This window comes from Pedobacter sp. PACM 27299 (assembly GCF_001412655.1).
Lineage (GTDB): Bacteria > Bacteroidota > Bacteroidia > Sphingobacteriales > Sphingobacteriaceae > Pedobacter.
Genome location: NZ_CP012996.1, coordinates 133,690 through 159,933 on the forward strand (window position 1 = coordinate 133,690; position 26,244 = coordinate 159,933).

Here is a 26,244-nt window from a genome sequence, read left to right on the forward strand (position 1 = left end):
AAAGCATTTGTCAAATCTATTTCCCCAAATCAAATTTCCAGCGTCCTACTCATCTTTTATTAGCAACACCATTTGATCTTGTTGAATGTTCTAAAATTAGACCGAAAATAAAGCCCTTTTTTATTTATTTCAGGTCACAATAGCGGGGATAAACCACCATTTTTTTTTATTATAAAAATGAGAAAGAACATTTTGTGGTTAAGAATTACATTTTATATCCTTCTAAAACCGGATAAAATCGATCAGGAATAAATCCTGCCGATAGGAGAGAAAGTAATCAATTGTCCCCGTCTCTAAACTTAAATGAGACGGGGATATTGCTTAGGATTTATTGTTCATATAATGTTAACCAACGTTCAGTAACGGTTTCCAATTCCTGATTTAAGTTTTCAATTGTTTTAGAAACTTCTTGTATTTTGGTATAATCTGAGCTATCGATAGTCAGGAGAGAATGACTCAATTCCTGAATCTTCCCTTCCAATTCTGCGATTTTTGCTTCCGAATCATCCAGTTCTTTTTGCTCTTTAAAGGACAGTTTTTTAACCGGACTTGCTGCTGCTTGCGGAGCAGGTTGTTCCTTCGCTTTTGCTGGTGCCTTTTCTTTTGGTGTTTCTAAACTGATTCTATATTCTGAGTAGTTACCGTTGTAAATTCCTACTTCTCCATTGCCTTCCATAATGAACAATTGCTCACTCATCTTATCCAGCAGATACCTATCGTGGGACACCAGGATTAGTACCCCTGGGAAGTTCTCTAAGAACTCTTCTAATACATTCAGCGTATCAATATCCAGGTCGTTAGTTGGCTCATCCAAGATCAGGAAATTGGGGTTCTGCATCAACACCTTCATCAGGTGTAATCTTTTCTTTTCACCACCACTTAGCTTCTCCACCATGCCATGTTGCTTTTTAGGAGGGAAGAGGAATAAGGTCAGTAATTGTGAAGCAGAGATCGTCTGGCCATCGGCCATTTTGATATATTCTGCATCAGATTTTACGATATCAATTACTCTTTCTTTCTCATTGAAAGCCAAACCACCTTGTTTATAATAACCATAAACAGTAGTTTCGCCAGTACTTACTTTTCCTTTTTCAGGCGTTAAGTAGCCGGTAATGATATTTAACAAAGTAGATTTTCCAGTACCATTTTTACCTGCAAGGCCAATACGGTCTGCACGTTTAAAAGTATAACTGAAATCATTAATGATTGGGTTGCCATTAAAAGACTGACCGATATGGTCCAGTTCCAGGATTTTATTCCCTTGACGTGCCATTTTTACATTAAGCGTAACATTTTGATTGTCAGATCTTTGCTTGGTTTTACTCTCCAGATCATAAAAAGCATCAATACGGGATTGAGACTTAGTAGTACGGGCAGCAGGCATTCTTCTCATCCACTCCAGTTCCTTTTTCAACAGGTTCTTATTTTTCTGGAATGTACTCTCATCGGCCATCTCACGCTCAGATTTCTTCTCCAGGAAGTAAGCGTAATTGCCGTTATAATTGTAAATTTTTCCTCTGTCTAACTCTACAATGGTGTTACAAACATTGTCCAAAAAGTACCTGTCGTGTGTAACTAACAATATAGTTTTATTACCGGAAGTCAATAGTTTCTCCAGCCATTCGATCGTATCAATGTCCAGGTGATTGGTAGGCTCATCCAATACATAGATCTCAGGATCCTCTATCAATAGCTTTGCAAGCGCCAAACGCTTCTTCTGGCCACCAGATAGGGTAGAGATCTGCTGCTGCAGATGAGTGATTCCCATACGGCTTAAAATCGTTTTAATTTCATGCTCGTATTCCCAGGCATTGTGCTCGCTTAATTCTTCATATAAGCGGTTCAATGTTTTTTCATCCGGGTTTGGATCTTCAATCAGTTCCTCATATTCTTTGATCAGTTGCTGCTGTTTGTTTTCTGTAGAGAAAATGAAATCGCTAATCGAGTGACCATCTGGAAAAGAAGGCTCCTGATCCAGGAATCCTATTTTAACAGATTTATTCTTCACGATTTTACCTTCCAGAGGATTAAACCTTTCGGCAAGTAATTTCAGTAAGGTGCTTTTTCCAGCACCGTTTATACCAACCAACGCTACGCGCTGTCCAGGTTGAATCCCCAGGGTCAAATTTTTAAATAGCCATTCATCATGGTAAGCATGGCCTAAGTTTTCGGCTGCAATTAGTGTACTCAAAGTCTGTGTTTAACGATATTTTATGTATGAAATTACTGCAAAAGTAAGCAATAATTCTTAGGTATATAGTTGAGCCTATTGAACATGAAGGGATTTTCTCCATTAAAAATCAGCCAATTGGGTTAAAAATATTCTTTATTGCAGCTGGATTGCGAAAAGTATTTTGCGCATCGGGAGGACGGAAATCTTTAAAAATGACAGAATTGAACAAGCCAGATCTTGAAAAGCAGCAGGTTTAGCGATAGGGGCACGCAGGAATTACCGACACACTACTTTAGAAAAGGCTTGTTTATAGCGCTGAAAATGCAAGATTACTTTATGGTATGCGTTAAAGAAACACTCTTTTCAACTGACTTGATGCCAAACTTTGTTCCGGTCAGGATGATGACGGCGGTGGCGCCAATCAGTATTTTTTTTATGGTGGTTTTCATGGTTCCCTGGTTTTAGGTTCGCGAAAAATCTTTCATTGATAAGACGCAGTCCCAGGAAAAACGTTTCAAAAAATTGACGTTCATTAGACCATCTGTGCTTTAATTTCGACGAACAGACGGATATAACCTATCAACACGAACTACTTTAAAGCGCAGATTCCATTGATTTAAACAAAGCTAAAGATTCATCTTCTTTTTGTGTCATCAATGCTTTTGCGGCTTTACCCTTGTCTTTATAGCCCAAAAGATGCAAGGTCCCATGAGCCATTACGCGGTACAGTTCATCTGCTACGGTATGCTTAAATGTTTTTGCATTTTCCTGAATGCGCTCCAGGCTGATAAATATATCCCCTACAATTATTTTAAGCTCCTCTGAGTTATCAAAAGTGATCACATCAGTATATGTGTCATGGTTAAGGTATTCCTGGTTTATACGCAGTAAATACTCGTCTGAGCATAAGATAAAGTTCAATTCCTGTAATGAATAACCTTCTTTTTCAATTATAGCCTTGATCCAGGCCTTAAGCAAGGTTTTCTTTTTAAGGGTATAACTAAGGTCTTCGGTGAAAAAATGAACTGCTGGTTTTGCCATCTGGATATAGAATTATTGCGCCAAATTTAGCAATTTAAAATACTCCGCAATTTTATTTTTATAATAGTAGTTCAGGCTTGGCGGCAATTTTTGGATCCATTCTGTTTCATTTTTTTGGTTTTTCCGGAATTTTTCCAGCATCTGCTGGTAGGATGGAGGAAACTCTTTTCCTGCTTTACTTTCTCTTTTTGAATCCTGATCCTGCTCTCTTTGCGCATCATTTGCCTGCAGAAGTTTAGTCAGCAGCTCCTTCTGACGGTTCAGCGTTTCCTGCTCCAGGCGCTTATTCACCAGATCAGTTTCTGTGGACTTCATGTCTTTGATCATTTGATTTAGATTGCCCAAACCAGATTTACCATCTTTATTCTCTTCCCGGTTGATCTTTTCCAAAGCTTCCCGGATCATTTGCTGCTGCTGGGCCATTTTAGCAAACTCCTCAGACATTTGTCCTTTTGGCACAGTGCCTTTATTTCCCGATTTTTGCAGTTGATCCTTTGCTTTCTGCATGCTGTTGTTGAGCTGCTCCTGCATTTGCTGCAGCTGTTTCATACTCTGTTTCTGTTTTCCTTTACCGCTGCCACTAGAGTTTTTCTTCATTTTCTGCAGTTGCTCCAGTGCTTCATTGAGCATTAATGAGAGGTTGTTGATGGAAGTCATCGTATACTGCTGGTTCTTATTTGCAGCCGCAGTATTTCTTTCGCCCAGGTTATCCAGACTCTTATCCATGTTGAAATTAATCTTTTGCAGCTCCTCATTAACTGTACTTTCAATCTGTGGAACCCGCTTACTCAATGAAAACAAACTATCGGCAATGGTCTTCATGTTGTCTTTTATGACCCTTTGCTGCTGTACATTGGCCGTATAAAGCGGATCATTATTACTCAGTTTTCTCAGGTTAAGCATTACTTTTTCCTGATCAAAAGAAGTTTTAAGCAAGTTTTCCAGCAATTGGCGCAATTCCTGAACATTCAGATTGTTCTCCATTTCTGCAGATTCCTGCTGCATATCGTCCATCTTTTTAGCCAGTTGTTCCAATTGATCGGCTGCCTTTTGCTGATTTTCAGCCGCTTGCTTGCGGTCGTTCTTTTCCAGATTTTCTTTACTCTCTTTTTGTTGCTGCTGGATATCTTTGGCTTCCTTTTCAGGGTTCTGGAAAGGATTTGGACGTTCCAGCTGCTCATTTTTCTCCTGGAGGCTTTTCAATTCTTTTCGGATGTCCTCAAAAGAAGCACGCTGTTCTTCCTGCTGCTGTTTCAATTCTGAAGCCGTCTTTTTCTGATCTTTACTCTGCTGAGAAAGGGCTTTCTGCTCCTTCGCAAGTTGTTTTATGCGGTCAATATTATTTTGCATACCCTGCTCAAATTCCAATTGCTTGTAAAGCTCCAAAATGCGGTCCAGCTCATTTTTTAAGGATTTATTGTCCAGTTGCATTTTGGAAAGCTCCTGCTGCGTCTGGTCCTTATTATTTTGATCCATCATGCTTTGGAGCTTCTCCAATAAAGCTTTTGTTTTATCATCCAGCACGTTCTTAAACAGTTCGTCGATTTTCTTTTGCTTTTCGAGCAGTTCATCTTTTACCGCTGCATTTTCTTCTTTATCAAAGTTATTCTTCTCATTTAGCTCCTGAAGTGATTTAACGGCTTCTTCCAGCTGTTTCTGCTTGTCCAGCAATTGCTGAATCTGCTTCTTATCGTCAAAATTCAAGGCTTTTTTGTCCAGCAGGGCAGCACCGAGTTTTTTACTTTCTTTCTCTACTGCTGCAGCGAGCTTAATGGCCTCGTCCATTTTCTGTTTAACCGCTAAACTGCCCTGATTGATTTTTTCAGCAACCTGTTGTGCGGAAGGGAGTTCATAAGTTTTTAGCGCAGATTTGGTCGTTTTTGGACCGTTAACGCCATCATTGTCCGCAACTTCAAAGTAGTATTCTAACTGCTGACCAGGCTTAATACCTTCTTTATTTAGGTCCCAGAAGAAGAAGAACGCATTTTCTAATTGTGTCTTTTTAATGGGAATGGACTGGCTGACTTTATTTTTTGCCTTGCCGTTTTCTGAGATCACATAACTGAATTTCAGGGCGCTAAAACCGTGATCATCTGAAACATTTCCAGAGAAGTAAAGTGCTTTACTGCTCAATGAATCCGGGGATTCTGTGACGGTAATGTTAGGATATTCATCTGCGATGATCGCAACCTGATGGACTAAAGAGTCTTTGATGGCCACAAAAAAGCTGTTTTTAGGACTCAATCGGTATTCCCCATTTTTCCTTAAAGTGCTTTTAAAGCTGAAATTATTGTCTTTGGAAAGCAGCAACTGCTCCTTATTGTGCAAAATAAAAGCCAGCTGGTCACTGTTTACGGTTTTTAATTTCCAGGTTACACTGGTGCCATCAGGCAATAGTAAATCACCGGCATTGGCAATGGTTTCGTCCTTTTTTCCCAGGTAAGCTGGGTAATGAAGATCGACGGTCATGGATAGAATTGCCGGACGGGGCTTCACCTCAATGACATAGGGAAGGGAACTAAAACCACCTGCACTAAAGCGAATCTCTTTGTTTTTCTGCAGGTTTTTAAAGGTATATTGAAAAGTAGTCTTGTCCTTTTTTTCTAGCTTATAGGTATTCAGACCATCAGAAAGATACACCTCCTGGGGCAGTTCATTGCCTGTAAGTTTAAGGTTCAAAGTCAGGTCGTCTCCCTGAGCACAAATCAGTTTATTGTTTGTCAATTGAAAAGAAAAAGGAGCTTTGGGTAAGATTTCTCTGTTGTATTGAATAAAGCTGCTGGTACCCTCTCTTAAAATGGAAGGGGCTATTACGGCAATCAACAAAATGATGCTCAGCGGAAACAAGGAATACCGCAAGTACTTTTTATTGTCATTTAATCGAATGGCTGTACTAAAAGGAATTGGTTTTAGGGCATTGATCTTTTGATCAATGCCTGCCATAATGAGCAGGTTGTGCTCCGGGTTCTGATCTGCAAGGGCCTTTAACTGGAGCGTATTTAACAGTTTGTCCTTGACATTAAAAAAGTGGTCACCAATCAGCGTTGCGGCCTCCTCAATACTTAAATTTTTACTCAGCTTGAAATAGGCAAGGGCCGGTTTGATGACCCAAATAGCTATCGCAAACACAGAAAGAGTGATGGAGCCGAAAAACAAAAGCGTTTTCATGGGGATTCCTGGTTGAGCAAAGTAGACCAGTACGAACAGCATTAAGAACAGCGCTAAAAGAAAAGTAGCGGCATAAATGCTGCCACGCAATAGTTTGTTCAGGTAAAACTTTTGCGTAAATTCATTAACTTTTGAAATTAAAAGCTCGTAATTGCTTTTCATGAATTAGCTATAATGACGCTTAAATATAGGGAATGAATCTTGGTTGTGATAAAATAAAGACATCATAACACTAAATTAACGCTGGGATCTCGTCTTTTGTACTATTTATAAACCAATATTAAGATGATCAATTCAATTTACGCCATTGCGATGGCTACGTTATTTACAATGACCGGAATAAAAACTTCTGAAATGGAAAAAACAATAACTCCTGTGCTGCAAAAAACGGAAACCTGGAATAAGAATCAGGTGATTGCGCATCGTGGCGCCTGGAAGAAGAAAAGCCTGCCTGAAAACTCTATTGCTTCCTTAAATGAAGCGATAAAATTAGGCTGTCACGGATCTGAATTTGATGTACAAATGACTTTAGATAGTATTTTGGTAGTCAACCATGATGATGATTTCCTTGGAATGACGATCGCGAGCCATACTTATAAGGAATTATTGGAAAAGAAACTGAGTAATGGCGAAAGTATCCCAACATTGGAAGCTTATTTAAAAGCAGGAAAGAAACAAAAAGGTACCAAACTGATATTGGAATTGAAACCTTCAAAAATCAGTCAAGAAAGAGATCTTCAAATGACCAGTAAAGCATTATCGATGGTAAAAAAACTACATGCTACACCTTGGGTAGACTACATCAGTTTTAGTTATCCAATCTGTCTGGAAATACTCTCATTACAGCCAGGGGCAAAGGTAGCCTACCTCAACGGAGATGCGTCTTTAGAAAAGCTAAAAGAAGCAGGCTTTTATGGTGCCGATTACCATTTCTCGGTTTATAAAAACAACGATTGGTTTACGAACGCCAAAGCAATTGGACTAACTTTAAATGCCTGGACGGTGAACAGTGAAACAGAGATGAACCGTCTCCTGGATCAGCACATCGAATTCATTACCACCAACGAACCAGAACTGTTGTTTGACCTCCTGAAATCCAGGAAATAGGCCAAAGTATTCATCAAAAAAAATCTCTTTAAAACAAAAAAGCATCGCGATTGCTCGCGATGCTGTACAATTATGTTTTTAATAATCTAGATTACTTTAACATTAATCGCATTCAACCCTTTTTTACCGCTTTCAACATCGTATTCAACTTTGTCGTTTTCACGAATTTCATCGATAAGGCCTGTTGAATGTACAAAAATTTCGCTATCTCCGTTAGCTGGAATGATGAATCCGAAACCTTTAGTTACATTAAAAAATTTTACTGTTCCTTCTTGCATTGTATTATTTATTAATAAATTAAGTGTGCAAGATACGTAATATTTTCTATAATACACATAGGCGGAATTTTTCTCAAAACGTCGAATTCAAGCTTTTATTTAGTCTCCTTTTTTCCGGCAACAATCATGTTTATTTCACTGGAATGAGGGATTCCAAGGGTACTCCCCGGGGTAATTTTTAATAGGTTTTGCAGATATACATTGATGATGGCCTCCAATGTTTTTTTCCTTGGCTCATAATTCGCCGGATCCGAAATCCGGAAGGTTCCCAGGTGTATTTTCCCCTTCGCATCCACCACTGCTGTAAACTCGTAACCGAAGTCTTCATAAGCCCTTGAGATGTCAATCCGATATTTCGGAAACAGGTAGTCATAAGCCTCGGTTTTGCCATTAATCCGGTCCACCACATTTAATTTTTCTACCTTGATCATGTCACTTAATGGTTGAAATACGACCGGCTGACGGCCAGCGAAAGCAAGTTTTAGGTCGGAAGGATGCTGGTTAGACGCATCGGCTAATTTTTGAATGTATAACGTATCTGCTTTTGTTGGCTTTTGTAGTTTTTCAGCAGTAGTTTTCAGCACTTTCTGAATGTAATCTTCCGAATAATAAGTGATGTTTACATCCGATCGGATGTCTTTCGCGATTTCCTTTCTCACCACCTGTAAACGCTGCATCAAAATGCTGTCTTTGCTGATTTTCTTGATTCTAAACCATTCTTTAGCAAAATTATAAACGTCTCCATGGTCATATTGTAAGAAAAATGTCTGCATTCTCTGCTTCTGAGGGCTGTAAGCCATGATCGAGTCATTGGACTTGAATTGAATGATCCAGCTGGGTTCCTGTTGGAATCCCATATCATTAAAAGATAAACCAGTACTGAAACGGCGCTTTACCTCATGGTATTTTATGCCTTTTATCGTGTCAAAAGACAATTCTCTGGCGCGATTTCTTCTTTCTTGATTGGTTTCAGCGTTACAGCTCAGCAAAACAGTAATGACAGCTAATAAGATATAAATGAGCTTTTTGGACATGCAAGGAAAATATTGGTAATGGATTAAATCAGATGGCAAAGTTATAAGAATCACCAGATTTTATATTCTTTGTTTCAGTTTTATCACCTTAATGTTGAGCAGGCCCTTCCTTAAGATCGTAACCACAACGGTTCTATCGTTTCCTTCGCGGAAAACCTTATTGATTTCTGTTAAAGAATAACTGCTGGCGGGCAGGAAATTCAAAAAGATGATCTCGTCCTCTGCTTCCAATCCACCTGTTTCTGCAGGAGAGTCGGGTTCAATTCTGCCAATATAATAGCGTTTGAGCTGAGTGTCATCTGAATAGATCTCCATTCCAGCCATATCGTGCTGAAATGGACGGTTAAAGTTCCCGTTTTTTCGAAGGTACATGGCATTGTCGGCATAATCAAAAGTGACATCAAATCGACTCAATATATCAGCGCCCAGATTTCCATTCCGGTCATGGAGCAACACCTTGCCGGCAACGTCCTCGTACTTTGGATAGGAGCTGAGCACCTCTTGCAATTGAAAAGAGCCGATTCTAACGATGGGGACCCTGCCAATGCTCCCGCTAATGGGACCACCAAGGCCCATCCCCAGATTGGCAAGGATGGAAACAGGAGGTAAAGGGAAGGGTTTTTTATCTAGGATTTCCAGAGAGATCGCATGACTGGCGCCATTGTCGACCAACATATTTAAGGTTAAAGCACCTAGTTCCGGGGACTCAATTTCTATTTTTGCATAAGGCTTGTCGTTGATCATTTCCAAAGCAATCCTTTCTCCCTTGATCTTTTTACCATAAGAAGGCAGGTAAAAAACGACTCTTTTATTCGAATATTTAAGTTCTACAATGAAACTTTTGAAAAAGTGATAGCCCAATAATCCATTAATTGGCATACCTACATAGCTGGACAAGCGGAACAAATCTTCTTTTAATACCGCCGTTGGGATATGTTCCAGCGTAGCTTTGCCAATTCTTGCTTCCAATGAAGTGGTTACATACGCTTCAATTTCACCGCCTTTACCCAAGCCGGAGATTTTGATGGTTCTTAAATCTTTGATATTTAAGCTATCGGTTAAACTGGGGTCGGAGATGATCATTGGTCCAACTCCAGTGTCTAGAATGAAGTTAAATGGCCCTTTATTATTGATGTACACAGGGATAATCACCAGATTTTTAATCAGGATCATATTGATGGCATCTTTCTTCCGATCATTTGAAAACTCGAAATTTTGGGCATAACCGGACTTTAAAGTCATAGCGATGGTCAGGAAGAGCAGCAGGATTTTAAGTCCTGTTAATTTCATCGCGCATACTAGCCGTTTCATTGATCTAATTTAATAAATTAGTTCCTAAGAAAATTATATTTAAGCATAAAAACAAAACTTATTTAACAGATAACCGCAGGGATTTTGTCTGGTTCGCTTATCTTTAAGCGAGAACAACATTAGCCTCGTTTAGGGCTGAGATTAAAAGAAATTTTAACACTAATCCGATCACAATGAAACGTTTGTTATTATTACTGCTGCTTTTCACGGCCAGCTACAGTTTACAGGGCCAAACTACAAAAATCTGGATTGTCAGACATGGAGAAAAGAACCTGGAAGACCCTGCAGATAAAGATCCTGCCCTAAGCAAAGCAGGAGAAGAACGGGCAATCGCTCTGTCAAAATACCTGAAAGGAAATAAAATGGCCGCTTTATTTAGTACCGACTATAAGAGGACAAGAGGAACATTGGCCCCTTTGGCAGCAGCACAGCAATTGCCTTTACAGCTGTATAAATCTACCGCTTACCAGGCATTAGCGGATACCATTTTAAATACCTATAAAGGAAAAAACATCGTTATTTGCGGGCATTCTAACCGACTTTTGGGGATCATTGCTGCGTTTAAGGCGACGAGTACATTGAAAGAAATTACTGAAGATGAATACAGCCATATTTTTCTGATCGAGATTAAGGGTGACCGGGTAAAGCTACAAGAAGGACATTTTGGAAAGCTATAACTTTTCAAAAGGAATGTCTAGCAGGTCATAATTTTTATAACCCTGAAAATCAAAATGCCACCACTCGTTTGACAATACACGGAAACCATGGTCTTGCATCACCTTTGTGAGCAGGCTTCGGTTTTTCAATACAGCAGCAGGCAACTGTTGGTAATTTGAGGCAGCCAATGGCGAAAAACTGTCATAAGGAGTTGGCATTTCCAGTTCTTTTCCAGTTTTCAAGTAGACTAATGTGAGGTCGAGGGCGCAGCCTCTATTGTGCCTGGACCCAGTTTTGGGATTGGCGACAAAATTTTTATTGCTCGCTTTCTGGTAGAGGATTTTTGTAGCAGTATAAGGGCGGTAGGCATCATAAATTTTCAAAGTGTATCCTTTTTTTGCTAAAACAGCTTGTACCTTTTTCAACTGCATTACCACAGGTCTTCTGGCAAAAGCTCTCGCTTGTTTATAAACGGCGAGCTTCATGAAATTATTTGTAGTCGCATATCGAATGTCCAGGACCAAGCCTGGAATTTCTTTTTTCAGCTCCAGCAGCTCCTGATTTGGATCCTGCCGATAAATCCGTTCGTAGGCAGTAAAACTATGTACGACTTTTAAAGGTTTTGAAATGGTTTTTTTTTCTGCAGCAGGTTCCTGGCAAAATAACGAACTCCACAATAGAAGACAAATGGATTGTATCATTTTCTATTGATTAGAAACCACCAGGAGTTCAATATCCTTATAGGGAAGGTTAAACATACTGGCCAGGTCTTTATTTGTCAGGTGTCCCTGATAGATATAGAGTGCTTCTCTGATTCCGGGTTTACTCCAGATCACACCGGTCAGGCCGCCAAGGTCGCCGATGTCTAATAAGATTGGAGCAAAAATATTCGTCAGTGCATAAGAGGCTGTTCTTGGTACCCGAGAAGCAATGTTCGGAACACAGTAGTGAATCACCTCATGTTTTCTAAATACAGGATTGCTGTGGTTGGTTACTTCGGAAGTTTCGAAGCAGCCGCCCTGGTCAATGCTCACATCGATGACTACCGAATGTGGTTTCATGCGCATTACCATTTCTTCCATCACAATACAAGGGCTTCGACCATGATTGGCACGAATTGCACCGATCACCACATCACAGGTGGTAATTGCCTTGCCTAAAACGATGGGTTGCATCACCGAAGTGAAGACCCTGCTTCCTAAGTTGTTTTGAAGCCTTCTAAGGCGGTATAGGGAGCTGTCGAACACTTTTACTTCCGCACCCAGAGATAATGCCGTACGCGCGGCGTATTCTCCGACAGTTCCGGCCCCTAAAATGACCACTTCGGTTGGCGGGACCCCTGTGAAGCCGCCAAGCATCAATCCTTTGCCCCCGGTTGCGGAGCTCAGATATTCTGCTGCTATAAAAATCGAGGTTGCGCCAACAATTTCACTCATGGCCCTCACCACACTTAAAATCCCACCTTCATCGCGGAGGTTTTCAAAACAGAGGGCATTGATCTTTTTGTTCAATAAAGCTTTCAGGTAGTTTTCTTTTAATCCACCCATCTGCAAGGCAGAGATAAGCGTTTGCCCTTTATGCATCATGCCAATCTCCTCCAGGGTTGGGGGGGCAATCTTAACCAGTATATCTGCTTCAAATACACTTTTCTTATGAAAAGAAATGGTGGCACCCTGCTCACTGTAATCATTGTCGGAGAAATTAGCGCCAACTCCAGCACCACTTTCAATAATTACCCGGTGACCGTTATTGATCAGCAAAGCAACAGACAATGGGGTTAATGCGATCCTGTTTTCCTGAAATGAAATTTCCTTTGGAATGCCAATATAAAGACTATTGGTTTTTTTGTTGATTTCCGACATGGTCTCTTTGGGCTGTATCAGTCCTTTTTGAGCAATAGAGGCCATTCCTTCCCGTAATCCTGTAGCCATTTTATTTATAGATATATGTCCTCAAATTAAGCAAAATACCTGAAAATAAGTGTATTTACAATTTAAATTTTGGAAATTGATAGTAATCTTTCTGTTTCTCCAGGTGCGGTGATTTCGATTTTAACGTAATGTTCAGGAAGTAATTCTTCCACTTTTTCCGGCCATTCAATCAGGCAGATATTTTCCGAGTAGAAATATTCTTCATACCCGATGTCATAAGCTTCCTGAAGATTTTTGAGCCTGTAAAAATCAAAATGATAGATGATGCCGTCTTTTCCTTCATATTCATTGACAATAGAAAAAGTAGGACTAGATACTACATCAGTGACACCTAATGCTTTCGCCAGCGCTTTGATGAAAGTCGTTTTTCCGGCACCCATATCTCCTTCAAAGATGAAAAAATGCTCATTTTGAGCAAATTCTAATACTTTCTGTGCTGCCTCGTCCAGGCCGGCTATATTTTTAACCTCAATTTCCATTTTATTGTTTTATATCGATCAGGGATATTTCCTTCGCAGCGAATTTCCTTAAATCCAAAACTAAGAATTTTTAGAAGTTTACGGAAATTGTAAGGTAAATCTATGTGTCGATCACAAGTTGCGCTGAAGGTCGTATGGTAGTCGGGAAGAGTATCTATTATAAGGCCCTTCTCTTCCCGAACACTTCCCGTTTTTATTTTGAACTGTAAGTTGCCACTGGAATGATCATTTCCTCCAGAGAGATTCCACCATGCTGGAAAGTCTCATTGTAGTAATTTACAAACTGATTATAGTTGTTCTGATAGACGAAATAACGATCTTCTTTCGCGAAAATATAGTTAGAGCTAATGTTGATCTTAGGCAACTGTGCTTCATGTGGATTTTTAATTAAAAACACCTCTTTTGCATTGTAATTCAGGTTCCTACCTTGTTTGTAGCGCAAGTTTGTATTTGTATTTCTATCGCCGATTACCTTACTGGCATGTTTTACACGAATCGTTCCATGGTCGGTAGTAATCACCAGTTTCACCTTTTTCTGGGCAATTTTTTTCAAGAGTTCCATCAAAGGAGAGTGCTCAAACCAGGACAGGGTAAGCGAACGGTAGGCGGCGTCATCATTGGCCAGCTCACGAATCATCTGCATGTCTGTACGGGCATGAGAAAGCATGTCTACGAAATTGTATACGATGGCATTAAAATCGTTTTGAAGCAGGTTATTCACTTGTTCATTTAAAGCCTTCCCGTCATCATAAGTAAGGATTTTATGATAGCTGTGTTTGTAATCTTTACGCAGCGTTCTTTTGATATTTTCCGTTAAGAAAGTGCTTTCATGTAAATTTTTCCCACCCTCATCATCGTCATTCTGCCATAATTTAGGGAAGCGTTTCTCCATTTCTAATGGCATCAGACCAGAAAATATCGAATTTCTCGCATATTGAGTAGCTGTTGGCAGAATGCTAGAATAGGTATCTTCTTCTTCCAGGCGGAAATGCTCCGTAATTAATGGATTGATAATTTTCCACTGGTCATAACGTAAATTGTCAATCAGGATGAAAAACACGGGCACGTTGCTATCTGTAATGAGAGGAAAAGCTTTTCTTTTCAAGAGTTCATTTGATAATAACGGCGCTTTTTCTTTGCCATTAACCCAACCCAGATAATGGTCTTCAATGAATTTTGAAAACTGTGCATTGGCCTCTGATTTTTGCATCGTCAGGATCTCATGCATCTGTGGATCATCGAGTTTTTCAAGTTCCAATTCCCAGAAAACCAGTTTCTTATAAACGTCTACCCATTCTTCATAACTCAACCTGTCGTTCAAGGTCATTCCTAGTCGACGGAAATCTTGCTGATAGGCCATTGATGTCTTTTCGCTGACTAAACGCTTATTGTCAATGATCTTTTTAATGGTCAATAATACTTGTTTTGGGTTCACTGGCTTAATCAGATAGTCGTCTATTTTAGAACCAATCGCATCTTCCATTAAGTTTTCTTCTTCACTTTTGGTGATCAATACCACTGGTACATCATTTCTGATATTCTTGATGGCGGTAAGGGTTTCCAATCCGGTTAATCCGGGCATATTTTCATCTAGAAACACCAGGTCAAAGTGCTCTTTACCAAAGGCTTCCAGTGCATCGTTGCCATTAGTGAAAGTGGTTACATGGTATCCTTTTTCATTTAGTAATAGTATATGTGGTTTTAATAAGTTGATCTCATCGTCGGCCCATAAAATTTTGGTTTCCTGCATTGCTGTACTTATATAAAATAAAATTAAATCTTTCAAAAAAGTATTTCTCTTTCTTAGTATGGATAAAAATAGCAATTTTTGTACCGTATAATTTTATTTGTAAGGATTGAATAAAAAGAAAATCATAAATGACCCGGTCTATGGCTTCATAAATATCCCCTCTGAAATCGTGTTTGACTTGATCTCACACCCATACTTTCAGCGGTTGCGGTATATCAAGCAATTGGGGATGACCCATTTGGTGTACCCAGGAGCCCTGCACACCAGGTTTCATCATGCGCTTGGCGCAATGCATTTAATGAGCCTCGCTTTGGAAATCCTGAAAAGTAAAGGCCAGGCTATCAGCAGAGAAGAGGAAGAAGCGGCCACAATTGCCATTCTGCTGCATGACATTGGACATGGGCCTTTTTCTCATGCGCTGGAACATACGCTGGTGAACGGAATTCACCACGAAGCCATTTCTATGCTGATCATGGAAAAGCTAAATGTGGAGTTCGGTGGCCGACTAACCATGGCCATCAATATCTTTAAAGGCGATTATCCTAAAAAATTCCTTCCGCAGCTGGTTTCCGGTCAACTGGATCTGGACCGCATGGATTACCTCAACCGGGATAGCTTTTTTACTGGCGTAAGCGAGGGTGTGATCAGTTTCGACCGCATCATTAAGATGTTCAATGTATTGGATGGAGAATTGGTGATCGAAGAGAAAGGCATTTATTCCATTGAAAACTTCCTGATTGCAAGGAGGCTGATGTATTGGCAGGTATATCTTCATAAAACTGTGGTAGCCGGCGAATATTTACTGGTTAGAATACTGGAGCGCGCCAAGGAACTTTCCGGCAGGGGCGAAACGCTTTTTGCCACACCAGCACTGCAGCATTTCCTAAAAAACGATGTTAATAAACAAGAATTTTTCCGGGATGAAGTTCACCTGGAGGCATTTTCCAAGCTAGACGATCAGGATATTTTCACCTCAGTAAAGGTTTGGAGGGAGCAGCATGATCCGATTTTATCGCAGTTATGTACCATGTTTATCAGCCGCAACCTCTATAAAGTAGAGATCAGCTCGGAAGCGCCGGATCCGGAACGCGTTCAAAAACTGAAAGAAAAAGCTGCTGAAAGCCTACAGCTTAACCCTCAGGAGGTCGGCTATTTTGTCTTTACAGATCAGATAGAAAACCGCGCATATAACGCAGGAAGTGGAAATATCAATATCCTGATGAAAAATAATACCATTATTGATATTGCAAAAGCATCAGATTTATCTAATTTAGAATCTTTAGATAAAACTGTAACCAAACATATACTGTGCTATCCCAGAATGATTTAGCATTTTTTAACAAAATAATTAATTTTTAATCCCGTTTTTAGATTGCGCAGAGATAACCTAAATAGGTTTATTTGTTCATATCAATTTAACACTTAACTTTGTACGATGCAATTTACTGCCAAGCAGATAAGCGAATTTATAGATGGCACCATTGAAGGCGATGAAAATGCTAAGGTAACAGAACTTTCTAAGATAGAAAATGGTACTGCTGGGTCTTTATGTTTTTTGTCTAATCCTAAATATGAAAACTATTTATACTCCACGAAGGCTTCAGTTGTCATCGTAGGGAATGATTTTTTTCCGTCTCAGCCTATAGAGAGCACTTTGATTAAAGTGGCTGATCCTTACAGTGCGTTTTCAGTGTTACTGGAGAAATACAATGAAGTGATCAATCAGATGAATGCGCAGTCAGGTATTGAACAGCCATGTTTCATCCATCCTTCTGCAAAAATTGGTAAGAATGTATTTATTGCAGCTTTCAGTTATATCAGTGAAAATGTGGTGATTGGTAATGATACCAAGATCCAGTCGCAGGTATTCGTAGGGGCAGATACCCTAATTGGAAACAATTGTCAGATTTTTCCTGGCGTAAAAATATACAACCGTTCTGTACTTGGCGATAACATCGTTATTCATGCAAATACCGTAATTGGCAGTGACGGTTTCGGCTTTGCGCCGCAACCAGATGGCACATATACGAAGATTGCACAGATCGGAAATGTGGTGATTGAAGACGACGTCGAGATTGGCGCAAATACGGCGATAGACCGGGCAACAATGGGCTCTACTTTCATTAGAAAAGGAGTAAAACTGGACAATCTGATTCAAATCGCACATAATGTGGATGTAGGTGCTCATACTGTAGTGGCCGCACAAACCGGAATCTCTGGCAGCACAAAAATCGGTGAAAATTCGGTTATTGGCGGGCAAGTTGGTATTGCCGGTCACCTAAGCCTTGCAAAAGGAACTCAGATTGGTGCTCAGGCAGGAATCAACTTCAATATCACCACCGAATTTAAACAATGGCATGGCAGTCCCGCACAGCCTTTAAGAGACTGGATGAGGGCTTCAGTGATCTTCAAACAATTGCCAAGCGTTGAAAAACGTATCGGGGCATTAGAAAATACGATCTCAGAACTCAAAGCAATAATTGAACAAAACAGCACAATAGCAAAATAATGAATGTGAAGCAAAAAACCATAAAAGGCGAAGTTTCTGTATCAGGTGTAGGCCTGCATACCGGAGCAAATGTGACGCTTACTTTTTGTCCGGCACCAGAAAATCACGGATTTAAATTTCAAAGAACCGATTTACCGGGTAGTCCGATTGTGGATGCTGATTGTGACAACGTTACGGACACGGCAAGAGGAACTACAATTTCTCAAAATGGCGCTAGTATCAGTACAGTAGAACATGTAATGGCCTCGTTGGTGGGAATGGACCTGGATAACGTTTTGATTAAGTTAGACGGCCCGGAAACGCCAATCATGGATGGCAGCGCGATTATGTTCCTGGAAGCACTGGAAAGTGTAGGTGCCCAGTTACAAAGTGTAGACCGTGAGTATTTCACGATTCCTCATAACATTACTTATACAGAACCAGATAGAAAAGTGGAGATAGTGGCAATGCCATTAGACGATTACAGATTCACCTGTATGATCGACTATAATTCTCCTGTTTTAGGTAGTCAGCATGCTGGAATTTCCAGCATTGCAGAATTTAAGAAAGAAATTGCTTCCTGCAGAACCTTCTGTTTCCTCCACGAATTGGAGTACCAGCTTCAAAATAACCTGATTAAAGGGGGAGATTTGAACAACGCCATCGTGATCGTTGATAAAGAAGTGACTAAAGAAGAGTTAGACCACCTGGCGAAAATCTTCAATAGAAGCGCTATAGAAGTGGCTCCTCAAGGCATTTTAAATAATATGGAATTGCGGTACCAGAATGAGCCTGCAAGACATAAATTGTTGGATATGATCGGCGACCTTGCCTTGGTAGGGGTGCATTTAAAAGGTCATATCATGGCTGCACGTCCTGGACATGCTGCCAACGTGGCTTTTGCGAAGAAAATCAAAGCAGCTATAAAAAAAGAGAAAAATAAAAAAGTACAGCATATCTATGATCCATCTGTAAAACCTCTATATGATGTGGTACAGATTATGGATATTCTGCCACACAGACAACCGTTCCTATTTATCGATAAAATTTTGGAATTGTCTAAAACACACGTAGTTGGTGTTAAAAATGTGACGATGAACGAAGAATTCTTTAAAGGACACTTCCCAGGGGCACCGGTATTTCCGGGGGTAATCCAGATCGAAGCAATGGCACAAACCGGTGGTATTTTAGTATTAAGTACCGTTGAAGATCCAAGAAATTACCTGACTTTGTTTTTGAAAATTGACAATGTACGTTTTAGAGCCCAGGTTTCTCCTGGTGATACGATCGTGTTCAGATGTGACTTAATGGAGCCCATCAGAAGAGGTATCGCTCAGATGAAAGGTGTCGGCATGGTAGGTGGTAAAGTAGTGGTGGAAGCAGAAATGATGGCCCAAATTGTTAAAGTAAAAGAAAGCGAAACCGTATCATGATACAACCCTTAGCGTATATACATCCGCAGGCAAAAATTGCCGATAATGTAGTAATTGAGCCTTTTGCAGTAATACACAAGGATGTAGAAATTGGGGAAGGTACCTGGATCGGGTCAAATGTAGTCATCATGGATGGCGCCAGAATCGGTAAGAATTGTCGGGTATTTCCAGGATCAGTGATCTCTGGAGTACCACAGGATCTTAAGTTTGCAGGAGAAGTAACCACTGCAGAAATTGGCGATAATACCACGATTAGAGAGTGTGTAACCATCAATAGAGGTACAAAAGATAAATGGAAAACGGTGATCGGCAGCAACTGTCTGATTCAAGCGTATTCACACATTGCCCACGATTGTGAGGTAGGTGATCATTGTATTTTCTCTAACAGCACTACACTTGCAGGCCACATCACTATTGGTGATTATGTGGTTCTTGCTGGTTTGGTAGCGATCCACCAGTTTGTAAAAGTGGGTTCTCATGCCTTTGTAACCGGTGGTTCATTGGTGAGGAAAGATGTGCCGCCGTATGTGAAAGCAGCTCGTGAGCCGCTTTCTTATGCAGGGATCAACTCTGTTGGTTTAAGAAGAAGAGGTTTTTCTTCAGAACAAATCAATGAAATCCAGGAAATCTACCGCGTTTTATTTGTGAAACATAACAATGTGAGCAAAGCATTGGATATGATTGAAGCAGAATTCGCACCTACAGAAATCAGAGACGAAATCTTAGAATTCATCAGAAACTCGAACAGAGGGGTGATGAAAGGCTTTGGTTCTGGTAGCTAATACATATTGATGAAAATCAGTTTAGATAAGGCCGGAAGACGGTTCAACCAGGAGTGGATTTTTCGTAACCTCAGTTATGAATTCAAGGCCCCTGGTACTTACGCTATCCTAGGACCAAATGGTTCGGGAAAGTCGACCTTATTGAGCATGATTCTCGGTAATTTATCTCCTTCTGAAGGCTTAATCAGTTATCAGAGGGAGAAAATTGTTCCCGTCGAAAATATCTATCAACACCTCAGTTTCGCCGCACCTTACCTCGATTTAATCGAAGAGTTTACGCTCGAAGAGACGATAGATTTCCATTTCAAATTTAAAGGGCTGTACAAGGACATGACCAAAGAAAAGGTGTTAGCGCTGCTGGGACTGGAGAAGTCGCAGGATAAGGCTTTAAAATACTTCTCTTCGGGAATGAAACAGCGTACCAAACTCGCTTTAGCCTTTTGCAGCAGTACTCCAATTTTGCTTTTAGATGAGCCAACTTCTAACCTTGATCAACAGGGGGTAGACTGGTATTTGCGCTTAATCGCTGATTTTACCGACGAAAGATTAGTCATAGTAGGGTCAAATCAGGAGGTCGAGTATTCATTTTGCGAGCATTTCCTCCAGGTAACTGACTATAAATAATGTCATGTTTTCATTTTTTTTCGCCCTTGAAAGGCATTTAAACGAAGAAAAGCGTATAAATAAATATTTTTTTAAAATACTATTGTGAGATTCAAAAATAGTATTTACCTTTGCAGAACGAAATAACGACCTGAGGGTCAGTAATATTTCAGATAAAATGATAAAATACGAACCTGTGAAAACAGGGGAAATATATAAAGATAATAAAATAAGAATTTTCATAGTTTAGTTTTAGGTTTAGGTTGATTGTGGCTTCGGAGTGGTTCCCGAAGCCATCTTTTTTTACAGGATTTTTTTCTCCAATGGCAGCGCCCATACCGTTCATTTTCTCTTTTTTTGTATCTTGAGCTTCCTAATACAGCTGCTGGGTTTTGGAATCAGCAAAAATAGATATGGATAAAGCGAGCATCAGAAAACAAATTTTGCCCATTAGAAAGGGGCTTTCTCCAGAAAAAGTGCAGGAACTTACTGAACAGTTACTGGAGCAGTTTAAGTTGCTCGACCTATCCAAGGTTAAAACCCTTCATATTTTTCTACCCATTAAGTCCCAGAATGAACCGGATACTTTTTTGATCATCAATTGGCTGAAAGTGCATCATGCGGAGATTAGAATTGTGGTGCCAAGGGCGGATTTTGAAACTTCATTAATGACACATCATTATTTTGAGGGAATGGACGATCTGGAAATGAACGCCTATCAGATTCTGGAGCCTCCGAAGGCAAAAGTTCATGAAGGAGAGATACAGATGGTGATTGTGCCTTTGATTGCGTTTGATCGAAATGGGTACCGTGTAGGGTATGGAAAGGGCTTCTATGACCGTTTCTTACAAGGAATAAGAACGGAAAAGATCGGCCTGTCGTTATTAGATGAATTGGTTGAAATTGACAATGTCAACGAGCATGATGTGCAACTTGATCGTTGTATTACGCCAAATCAGACTTACGTTTTCCCGATATAATGAATTATCTTTTCACCTGCTTTATGCCTCAATGGTGCTGTGACTTGATAAAGTCGGTCACCAGATAAGCAATGGCTTTTGCGGTAGCAGTACTTTCTCTGCCGTCGCTCATTTTGGCGGCACCTTCACATACGTGCATATAGGCGAATTTTTTCTTCGTTTGAAGGATGATCTTCCTGAGGTCGTTAAGATGGAATCCTGAGGGAGTAAAAGCGCTGGAGAGTATGTTTTCTACGCAGTCAAGGTCTATTTCCAATCCAGTGGGATTGGTTAAGCCAGAAAGCATGGGCTGCAATTCAATCAGGTAACTGTGGTCTATACTTAACAAGTCCTCAAAAAACACAGCATTTATATGCTGGTTTTTCGAAATTTCAGTTAAAATAGCGCTGTTGTTATAATTTTGATGCAGGCCGAAAATGGAATAATGCTGTAGAAATCCATGTTTTAAGGCATAACTAAAGCCATTTCCGCTGTGTCTGCCTTTTGCAGGACGAAGATCCGCATGGGCATCTATGTTCAGCACATCCATTTGTTTTTCAAAGCCCATGGAGCATCCTTTAAGAATAGGATATGCATTGTTATGACCTCCGCCGATAATGATGGGCGTTTTTCCTGCTGCTATGATTTTTTGAATGACTGGATAAACTTGTTCATCAATGTCGGCAACCGCGTTTTCAAGCTCGATATTCTCGATATTGGTGTTTTTCAGGCTGATGTTTTCCGAATTGATGTGCTCTAAATTTTTTTTTTCTGGATCTGGAAATTCAAAATGTCCGAGCACCATTAATTCATTTCCTGATAAAAAATGGGTGCTTTGTGTATTTAATAAAGCTTTTAATGCCGGAATCCAGGCTGTAGCTGCACCGGCAATGCCATGGTTGGCGCGAACGCCAATGTCTTCTGGAATACCCAGCAGCACAAAAGAAGCAGGGCTGTCTTTCAATTGCTCCCATCCGGAAAATAGGAGTAACTGTTCGCCAATTTTGCTTTCGCCCGCTCTTGAATTGACCAGCGCTGAAATTCTCGCTTTATCGTATATTTTTAAGGCTTCCATTAGTAGATTTTACCGTTAAGGATGATCTTTTTTATCTGTGATTGCCCGAAACTGTAAGGCAGAAAAGCCAGAGATGATAGTGGCCTGGTAATGATCAGGTTCGCTTTTTTTCCTTTCGTAATGCTACCCGTCAGGGCACTCAGTTCCATTGCTGCCGCTCCGTTTAGCGTACAGGCATTTATAGCTTCTTCTGGCAGCATTTTTAATTTGATACAGCCTAAAGACAGCACAAAATTCATATTGCCCGAAGGGGTAGATCCTGGGTTATAGTCGCTGGCAAGTGCTACAGGGGCATTGGCTTGAATTAATGCACGTGCATTGGCAAATGGAATACCCAGATAAAAAGAACAGGAGGGCAATAGGGTGGCTATGGTGTTTCCTGCAGTCAGGCTTGCGATTGCAGCCTCATCGGTGGCTTCCAGATGGTCTACAGAAACAGCCTGATGCTGTACGCCGATTTGTACACCTCCTGATATGGAAAGCTGATTCGCATGGATTTTTGGTTTGAGGCCATGTTTTGCTGCGGCAGTCAGCAATTGATCTGTCTCCTCAACGGAGAAAAATCCTTGCTCACAAAATACATCCATATAATCTGCCAGACCTTCCTCAGCAATTTTTGGCAGCATTTGATCTATAATCAGTGAAATATATCCCTGATGGTCATTTTTATAAGCAAGGGGAAAGGCGTGAGCGGCTAGAAAACTGGCTTTTACCGGAATCGGAAAACTTTCTTTTAGTCGGCGGATGACCCGCAGCATTTTCAGTTCACTGTCTAAAGACAGGCCATAACCGCTTTTAATCTCCATAGCGCCGGTACCTTGGCGGATCACATCGTTTAAGCGCAGGGAAGCCGCTTCAAAAAGGGCTTCTTCTTCTGCGGTTTGCATTTTTGCTGCGGAATTTAGGATTCCACCTCCCGCGGCAGCAATCTCTTCATAACTTTTCCCTGCAATTTTCATAACGAATTCTTCTTCCCTGGGGGCAGCGAAAACGATATGAGAATGGGAGTCACACCAGGAAGGCAGTACATAACCACCTTCCGCAGACCATGTTTCCAGCTCATTTGGCAATTGAAGCGGGAGGGCATCCATAGTTCCAAAGTCACTGATCAGCCCTTCTTCACAGAGGAGCCAGGCATTTTCCAAAAGAGGAAGCTGTGCCATTTCGGCACCCCTGAGCATCTTTAGCCCTTTAGCATGTAAGCCAACGAGGATTCCGATGTGGGTGATGAGTAATGAAGCCATGGTTAAAGCGGTTAAGTGTTTAGTTCTAACATCACCGGACAATGGTCAGAATGAACGGCATCTGCTAAAATAGTCACGTTTTTTAGTCTTTTCAACATTGGTTTACTTGCCAAATGATAATCGATACGCCAACCCAGGTTCTTTCCTCTGGAACCGGCTCTGAAACTCCACCAGGTATAATGGTGCGGATCCTTGTTGAAATGTCTGAAAGTGTCAATAAAGCCATTTGTCAGGAACATTTCCATCCACTCTCTTTCTTCTGGTAGAAATCCTGAGGAATTTGCGTTAGATTTTGGATTATGAATGTCGATCGCCGTATGACAGATGTTGTAATCTCCGGAAATGATCAGATTGGGATGCTCTTTCTTCAATTCTCCGATATAGTTGTCAAAAAAGCGCATAAATTCATACTTTTTAACCTGTCTATCGTCCCCACTGGAGCCAGATGGCAGGTACACACTCATTAAGGAGAACGTGTCGAAATCTGCGCGGAGAATACGTCCTTCTTTGTCAATCCATTCTTCTCTACAGCCATATTCTACATGATTAGGTTTTATTTTTGTTAAAATGGCCACGCCGCTGTATCCTTTTTTTTCTGCCGGAAACCAGTAATGGTGGTAGCCGAGCTGTTCGATTAAGACCAGGATTTCTGGAATTTGGATCGGCAATGCTTTAACTTCCTGCAGGCAAACCATGTCGGCATCGGTAGTCTGTAACCAGCCAATGAAATTTTTTGTAGTGGCAGAACGTATGCCGTTGACGTTGTAAGAAATGATTTTCATCAGAATTGTTGTGTTATAATGTCTTTGAAGAGACTGCTAAAATTATTTGCTCAGTGTTGTGGATGAGGGGCTGCTTAAAGGACTGTTTAATAAGCCGAAACCCCGGTCATTAATTCTTCCTGCCGTTTCATTTCTTTCTCCAGTTTTTTGGCCTCAGAACGTTTCAAAACAGTAATTGTCATTTTTACATCTACTGTTGGACGGTCATTTTTGTCGGTTTCAACGCCAGCTACCTGGTCAATCAGGTCGATCCCTCTCACCACTTCTCCATAAACGGTATAATTGCGGTCCAGGTGTGGTACGCCGCCAATCGTTTTATAAACTTCGCGCTGATATGCCGGGATTTTTGCTTTTAACCTTTTTGTTTCTGTCATGTCCAATTCCTCATCAGTAAACTTGCGGCCCTGAACCAGGTAAAACTGACTGCCGCTGGAGGCCTTTTCTGGATTGTCGTCGCGGGCAGCCGCTAATACGCCTTTTTTATGGAACAGGCTATCGCGGAATTCCGCAGGAACAGTATAGCCAACGCTTCCTTCTCCAAGCTGCTGTCCGGGTTTCGCATTTTTAGTGCTCGGATCGCCACCCTGAATCATGAAATTCTTGATCACTCTGTGGAATAAAGTGTTGTTATAAACGCCTTTCTTTGTCAATTTCAGAAAGTTGTCCCGGTGCAGCGGGGTCTCATTGTAGAGCATGATAATACATTCTCCCTGGTCGGTTTTTAGCCTTACATATTGGTGTTTTGGCTTTGCAGCAAATGCGGTGCTGAAGCAAAGACACAAGATCAGTATACAGAATTTCTTCATTATTTAGTCAAATTTAGGGCTAAGTTAAGGTAAATCTGCTTTATTAAAAGGGTCAGTCGTTTTCTCTCACAATTATGACTATTTTTGTTAAAACATGAAACTGCGACAAAAACTTACACTGGGCCTATGTGCATTTTATCTGATCACGATGATCGGATTTGCATTGAATATGCACTTTTGTGGGGGCAAACTTTCCGAGATTCGCTGGATAGAAACTGCCAGTTGCAGTGCCTGTAAAGCATCGGAAAAGAAGCAGCTTTCTGGCGATTGCTGTAAGGACAAATCGATTGAAGCGAAGATTAAAGACAGCCATCAGGTAGGGTCGAAAGTCAAGCTTCCAATGGATTTTAGCCTGGAAATGTTCTTTAGTCCAATGATTGCAGAGGTTTTCAGACAATTGCTTCCTACGTTATTCAGCAGAGTAGAAAATAAGGCACCGCCACTTTCTTCCATTCTCTCTCTTCACGCTTTCAACTGCATATTCAGAAATTAAACCAGGAATAATTTATTTTCCTTGCGGCAAGCTTGCCCTGAGGGCTTTGACGCGTTCGTATTTCGCTGTCAACGAGTTTATTATTAACACTAAGTTATATCCACATGAATACTATTAAAAATCTAATCCTATTTTCTATCGTTTTAATCGCAGGTAAAGCATCTGCACAGCAAATTACTACTGCTGAGTTACAGGTAACCGGTTTAACCTGCTCTATGTGTTCTCAGGCTACTGAAAAGTCTTTGAGAACTTTAGATTTCGTAGAAGCGATTGAGCCGGATTTGAATAAAAACCTATTTGCCATTACTTTTAAGAAGGATAAAGCGGTAAACATCGACCAGATTAGAAAGAAAGTAGAAGCTGCAGGATTCTCTGTAGGGAACCTAACTGCCGTTTTCAACTTTAACAATACTAAGGTAGATGATAAAGGACTGGCTACTGCCGGGAACAATGTTTACCAGTTTTTAAATCAGAAAAATCAGATCTTAAACGGACCAGTAACGGCAACGGTGGTCGACAAAAACTTTATTTCTGGTTCGGCATTCAAGAAAAAAGCTGCCCAATTGAAATCTGATACTTATGCGAATGGTGAAGGTCTGGTAAACGGTAAGAAAACACGTATTTATCACTTAAGCACCTAACAGTAAAGC

24 protein-coding genes are annotated in these 26,244 nt (G+C 40.6%); 10 read left to right on the plus strand and 14 right to left on the minus strand.

Translation table 11 applies throughout. The features are described from left to right. Positions 1-328: 328 nt before the first annotated feature. The 3 genes from AQ505_RS00460 to AQ505_RS00470 all read right to left on the minus strand — a co-directional run bounded on the left by AQ505_RS00460 (position 329) and on the right by AQ505_RS00470 (position 6,544). Positions 329-2,191, minus strand: a complete 1,863-nt coding sequence (locus tag AQ505_RS00460) for an ABC-F family ATP-binding cassette domain-containing protein (RefSeq protein ID WP_062546361.1) — start codon at positions 2,189-2,191, stop codon at positions 329-331. A gap of 576 nt (positions 2,192-2,767) precedes the next feature. Next, on the minus strand, positions 2,768-3,214 hold the full coding sequence (gene ybeY / locus AQ505_RS00465; protein WP_062546362.1) for an rRNA maturation RNase YbeY: 447 nt from the start codon (positions 3,212-3,214) through the stop codon (positions 2,768-2,770). 12 nt (positions 3,215-3,226) lie between these two features. Continuing rightward, on the minus strand, positions 3,227-6,544 hold the full coding sequence (locus tag AQ505_RS00470) for a DUF4175 family protein (protein WP_062546363.1): 3,318 nt from the start codon (positions 6,542-6,544) through the stop codon (positions 3,227-3,229). 123 nt (positions 6,545-6,667) lie between these two features. On the opposite strand from AQ505_RS00470, the gene AQ505_RS00475 reads away from it, so the two are divergent. After that, a complete protein-coding gene (locus AQ505_RS00475; protein ID WP_231634997.1) occupies positions 6,668-7,489 on the plus strand; it encodes a glycerophosphodiester phosphodiesterase in 822 nt (273 codons plus the stop codon). Positions 7,490-7,575: 86 nt separating this feature from the next. On the opposite strand, the gene AQ505_RS00480 is transcribed toward AQ505_RS00475, so the two are convergent. The 3 genes from AQ505_RS00480 to AQ505_RS00490 all read right to left on the minus strand — a co-directional run bounded on the left by AQ505_RS00480 (position 7,576) and on the right by AQ505_RS00490 (position 10,112). Beyond that, positions 7,576-7,767, minus strand: coding sequence for a cold-shock protein (locus AQ505_RS00480; protein ID WP_008241764.1), 192 nt, complete (start codon positions 7,765-7,767; stop codon positions 7,576-7,578). 95 nt (positions 7,768-7,862) lie between these two features. Beyond that, entirely contained in the window at positions 7,863-8,801 is a 939-nt protein-coding gene (locus AQ505_RS00485) for a hypothetical protein (RefSeq protein ID WP_062546364.1), read from the minus strand. A 60-nt stretch (positions 8,802-8,861) separates the two neighbouring features. Beyond that, positions 8,862-10,112 carry an aspartyl protease family protein gene (locus AQ505_RS00490; RefSeq protein WP_062546365.1) on the minus strand — a complete coding sequence of 417 codons (1,251 nt, stop codon included), beginning with the start codon at positions 10,110-10,112 and terminating at the stop codon, positions 8,862-8,864. A gap of 173 nt (positions 10,113-10,285) precedes the next feature. Here AQ505_RS00490 and AQ505_RS00495 point away from each other — a divergent pair, with 173 nt between their 5' ends. After that, positions 10,286-10,789: a SixA phosphatase family protein gene (locus AQ505_RS00495; protein ID WP_062546366.1), complete on the plus strand. Its 504-nt coding sequence runs from the start codon at positions 10,286-10,288 to the stop codon at positions 10,787-10,789. On the opposite strand, the gene AQ505_RS00500 is transcribed toward AQ505_RS00495, so the two are convergent. From AQ505_RS00500 to AQ505_RS00515, 4 genes are all read right to left on the minus strand, one after another. Beyond that, positions 10,784-11,470 carry a M15 family metallopeptidase gene (locus AQ505_RS00500; protein ID WP_062546367.1) on the minus strand — a complete coding sequence of 229 codons (687 nt, stop codon included), beginning with the start codon at positions 11,468-11,470 and terminating at the stop codon, positions 10,784-10,786. The genes AQ505_RS00495 and AQ505_RS00500 overlap by 6 nt on opposite strands. A gap of 3 nt (positions 11,471-11,473) precedes the next feature. Further along, positions 11,474-12,700: an alanine dehydrogenase gene (locus AQ505_RS00505; RefSeq protein WP_062546368.1), complete on the minus strand. Its 1,227-nt coding sequence runs from the start codon at positions 12,698-12,700 to the stop codon at positions 11,474-11,476. Positions 12,701-12,762: 62 nt separating this feature from the next. Beyond that, positions 12,763-13,179, minus strand: a complete 417-nt coding sequence (tsaE, locus tag AQ505_RS00510) for a tRNA (adenosine(37)-N6)-threonylcarbamoyltransferase complex ATPase subunit type 1 TsaE (protein ID WP_062546369.1) — start codon at positions 13,177-13,179, stop codon at positions 12,763-12,765. A 193-nt stretch (positions 13,180-13,372) separates the two neighbouring features. Beyond that, on the minus strand, positions 13,373-14,929 hold the full coding sequence (locus AQ505_RS00515) for a T9SS response regulator signal transducer PorX (protein ID WP_062546370.1): 1,557 nt from the start codon (positions 14,927-14,929) through the stop codon (positions 13,373-13,375). A 106-nt stretch (positions 14,930-15,035) separates the two neighbouring features. Here AQ505_RS00515 and AQ505_RS00520 point away from each other — a divergent pair, with 106 nt between their 5' ends. The 6 genes from AQ505_RS00520 (at position 15,036) to AQ505_RS00545 (ending at position 21,215) form a co-directional block, all read left to right on the plus strand. Then, positions 15,036-16,259 (plus strand): HD domain-containing protein, encoded by a 1,224-nt coding sequence (locus AQ505_RS00520; RefSeq protein ID WP_062546371.1) that lies wholly within the window; start codon positions 15,036-15,038, stop codon positions 16,257-16,259. Between the two features lie 105 nt (positions 16,260-16,364). Beyond that, complete coding sequence (lpxD, locus tag AQ505_RS00525; protein ID WP_062546372.1) at positions 16,365-17,438, plus strand: UDP-3-O-(3-hydroxymyristoyl)glucosamine N-acyltransferase; 1,074 nt, start codon at positions 16,365-16,367, stop codon at positions 17,436-17,438. Further along, positions 17,438-18,850 carry a bifunctional UDP-3-O-[3-hydroxymyristoyl] N-acetylglucosamine deacetylase/3-hydroxyacyl-ACP dehydratase gene (locus tag AQ505_RS00530; protein ID WP_062546373.1) on the plus strand — a complete coding sequence of 471 codons (1,413 nt, stop codon included), beginning with the start codon at positions 17,438-17,440 and terminating at the stop codon, positions 18,848-18,850. Before lpxD ends, AQ505_RS00530 begins: the two co-directional genes overlap by 1 nt. Continuing rightward, positions 18,847-19,632 (plus strand): acyl-ACP--UDP-N-acetylglucosamine O-acyltransferase, encoded by a 786-nt coding sequence (gene lpxA, locus AQ505_RS00535; RefSeq protein WP_062546374.1) that lies wholly within the window; start codon positions 18,847-18,849, stop codon positions 19,630-19,632. Before AQ505_RS00530 ends, lpxA begins: the two co-directional genes overlap by 4 nt. 9 nt (positions 19,633-19,641) lie before the next feature. Beyond that, positions 19,642-20,256, plus strand: coding sequence for an ABC transporter ATP-binding protein (locus AQ505_RS00540; RefSeq protein ID WP_062546375.1), 615 nt, complete (start codon positions 19,642-19,644; stop codon positions 20,254-20,256). 392 nt (positions 20,257-20,648) lie between these two features. Further along, positions 20,649-21,215 (plus strand): 5-formyltetrahydrofolate cyclo-ligase, encoded by a 567-nt coding sequence (locus AQ505_RS00545; RefSeq protein WP_062546376.1) that lies wholly within the window; start codon positions 20,649-20,651, stop codon positions 21,213-21,215. Between the two features lie 28 nt (positions 21,216-21,243). Here the strand turns inward: AQ505_RS00545 and AQ505_RS00550 are convergent, their stop codons facing one another. The 4 genes from AQ505_RS00550 to AQ505_RS00565 all read right to left on the minus strand — a co-directional run bounded on the left by AQ505_RS00550 (position 21,244) and on the right by AQ505_RS00565 (position 25,101). After that, on the minus strand, positions 21,244-22,269 hold the full coding sequence (locus AQ505_RS00550) for a formimidoylglutamase (protein WP_062546377.1): 1,026 nt from the start codon (positions 22,267-22,269) through the stop codon (positions 21,244-21,246). Next, positions 22,269-23,513, minus strand: a complete 1,245-nt coding sequence (hutI, locus tag AQ505_RS00555; protein ID WP_062546378.1) for an imidazolonepropionase — start codon at positions 23,511-23,513, stop codon at positions 22,269-22,271. The genes AQ505_RS00550 and hutI overlap by 1 nt, the downstream gene beginning before the upstream one ends. A gap of 11 nt (positions 23,514-23,524) precedes the next feature. Continuing rightward, positions 23,525-24,295 (minus strand): exodeoxyribonuclease III, encoded by a 771-nt coding sequence (locus AQ505_RS00560; protein ID WP_062546379.1) that lies wholly within the window; start codon positions 24,293-24,295, stop codon positions 23,525-23,527. Positions 24,296-24,381: 86 nt separating this feature from the next. Beyond that, positions 24,382-25,101 carry a peptidylprolyl isomerase gene (locus tag AQ505_RS00565; protein ID WP_082461368.1) on the minus strand — a complete coding sequence of 240 codons (720 nt, stop codon included), beginning with the start codon at positions 25,099-25,101 and terminating at the stop codon, positions 24,382-24,384. A 94-nt stretch (positions 25,102-25,195) separates the two neighbouring features. Between AQ505_RS00565 and AQ505_RS00570 the strand changes: the two genes are divergently transcribed. After that, positions 25,196-25,594: an HYC_CC_PP family protein gene (locus AQ505_RS00570; protein ID WP_062546381.1), complete on the plus strand. Its 399-nt coding sequence runs from the start codon at positions 25,196-25,198 to the stop codon at positions 25,592-25,594. A gap of 104 nt (positions 25,595-25,698) precedes the next feature. Then, entirely contained in the window at positions 25,699-26,235 is a 537-nt protein-coding gene (locus AQ505_RS00575) for a heavy-metal-associated domain-containing protein (RefSeq protein WP_062546382.1), read from the plus strand. The last annotated feature ends 9 nt before the right edge of the window (positions 26,236-26,244 follow it).

Bases quoted from the DNA above. Each gene is read 5' to 3' on its own strand.
- ybeY (WP_062546362.1), bottom strand. From the start codon at position 3,214: ATGGCAAAACCAGCAGTTCATTTTTTCACCGAAGACCTTAGTTATACC.
- AQ505_RS00490 (WP_062546365.1), bottom strand. From the start codon at position 10,112: ATGAAACGGCTAGTATGCGCGATGAAATTAACAGGACTTAAAATCCTG.
- AQ505_RS00530 (WP_062546373.1), top strand. From the start codon at position 17,438: ATGAATGTGAAGCAAAAAACCATAAAAGGCGAAGTTTCTGTATCAGGT.
- AQ505_RS00560 (WP_062546379.1), bottom strand. From the start codon at position 24,295: ATGAAAATCATTTCTTACAACGTCAACGGCATACGTTCTGCCACTACA.
- AQ505_RS00570 (WP_062546381.1), top strand. From the start codon at position 25,196: ATGAAACTGCGACAAAAACTTACACTGGGCCTATGTGCATTTTATCTG.
- AQ505_RS00545 (WP_062546376.1), top strand. From the start codon at position 20,649: ATGGATAAAGCGAGCATCAGAAAACAAATTTTGCCCATTAGAAAGGGG.
- AQ505_RS00550 (WP_062546377.1), bottom strand. From the start codon at position 22,269: ATGGAAGCCTTAAAAATATACGATAAAGCGAGAATTTCAGCGCTGGTC.
- lpxD (WP_062546372.1), top strand. From the start codon at position 16,365: ATGCAATTTACTGCCAAGCAGATAAGCGAATTTATAGATGGCACCATT.
- hutI (WP_062546378.1), bottom strand. From the start codon at position 23,513: ATGGCTTCATTACTCATCACCCACATCGGAATCCTCGTTGGCTTACAT.
- AQ505_RS00515 (WP_062546370.1), bottom strand. From the start codon at position 14,929: ATGCAGGAAACCAAAATTTTATGGGCCGACGATGAGATCAACTTATTA.
- AQ505_RS00475 (WP_231634997.1), top strand. From the start codon at position 6,668: ATGATCAATTCAATTTACGCCATTGCGATGGCTACGTTATTTACAATG.
- AQ505_RS00485 (WP_062546364.1), bottom strand. From the start codon at position 8,801: ATGTCCAAAAAGCTCATTTATATCTTATTAGCTGTCATTACTGTTTTG.
- AQ505_RS00575 (WP_062546382.1), top strand. From the start codon at position 25,699: ATGAATACTATTAAAAATCTAATCCTATTTTCTATCGTTTTAATCGCA.
- AQ505_RS00565 (WP_082461368.1), bottom strand. From the start codon at position 25,101: ATGAAGAAATTCTGTATACTGATCTTGTGTCTTTGCTTCAGCACCGCA.
- AQ505_RS00505 (WP_062546368.1), bottom strand. From the start codon at position 12,700: ATGGCTACAGGATTACGGGAAGGAATGGCCTCTATTGCTCAAAAAGGA.
- AQ505_RS00495 (WP_062546366.1), top strand. From the start codon at position 10,286: ATGAAACGTTTGTTATTATTACTGCTGCTTTTCACGGCCAGCTACAGT.
- AQ505_RS00470 (WP_062546363.1), bottom strand. From the start codon at position 6,544: ATGAAAAGCAATTACGAGCTTTTAATTTCAAAAGTTAATGAATTTACG.
- AQ505_RS00500 (WP_062546367.1), bottom strand. From the start codon at position 11,470: ATGATACAATCCATTTGTCTTCTATTGTGGAGTTCGTTATTTTGCCAG.
- AQ505_RS00480 (WP_008241764.1), bottom strand. From the start codon at position 7,767: ATGCAAGAAGGAACAGTAAAATTTTTTAATGTAACTAAAGGTTTCGGA.
- AQ505_RS00540 (WP_062546375.1), top strand. From the start codon at position 19,642: ATGAAAATCAGTTTAGATAAGGCCGGAAGACGGTTCAACCAGGAGTGG.
- lpxA (WP_062546374.1), top strand. From the start codon at position 18,847: ATGATACAACCCTTAGCGTATATACATCCGCAGGCAAAAATTGCCGAT.
- tsaE (WP_062546369.1), bottom strand. From the start codon at position 13,179: ATGGAAATTGAGGTTAAAAATATAGCCGGCCTGGACGAGGCAGCACAG.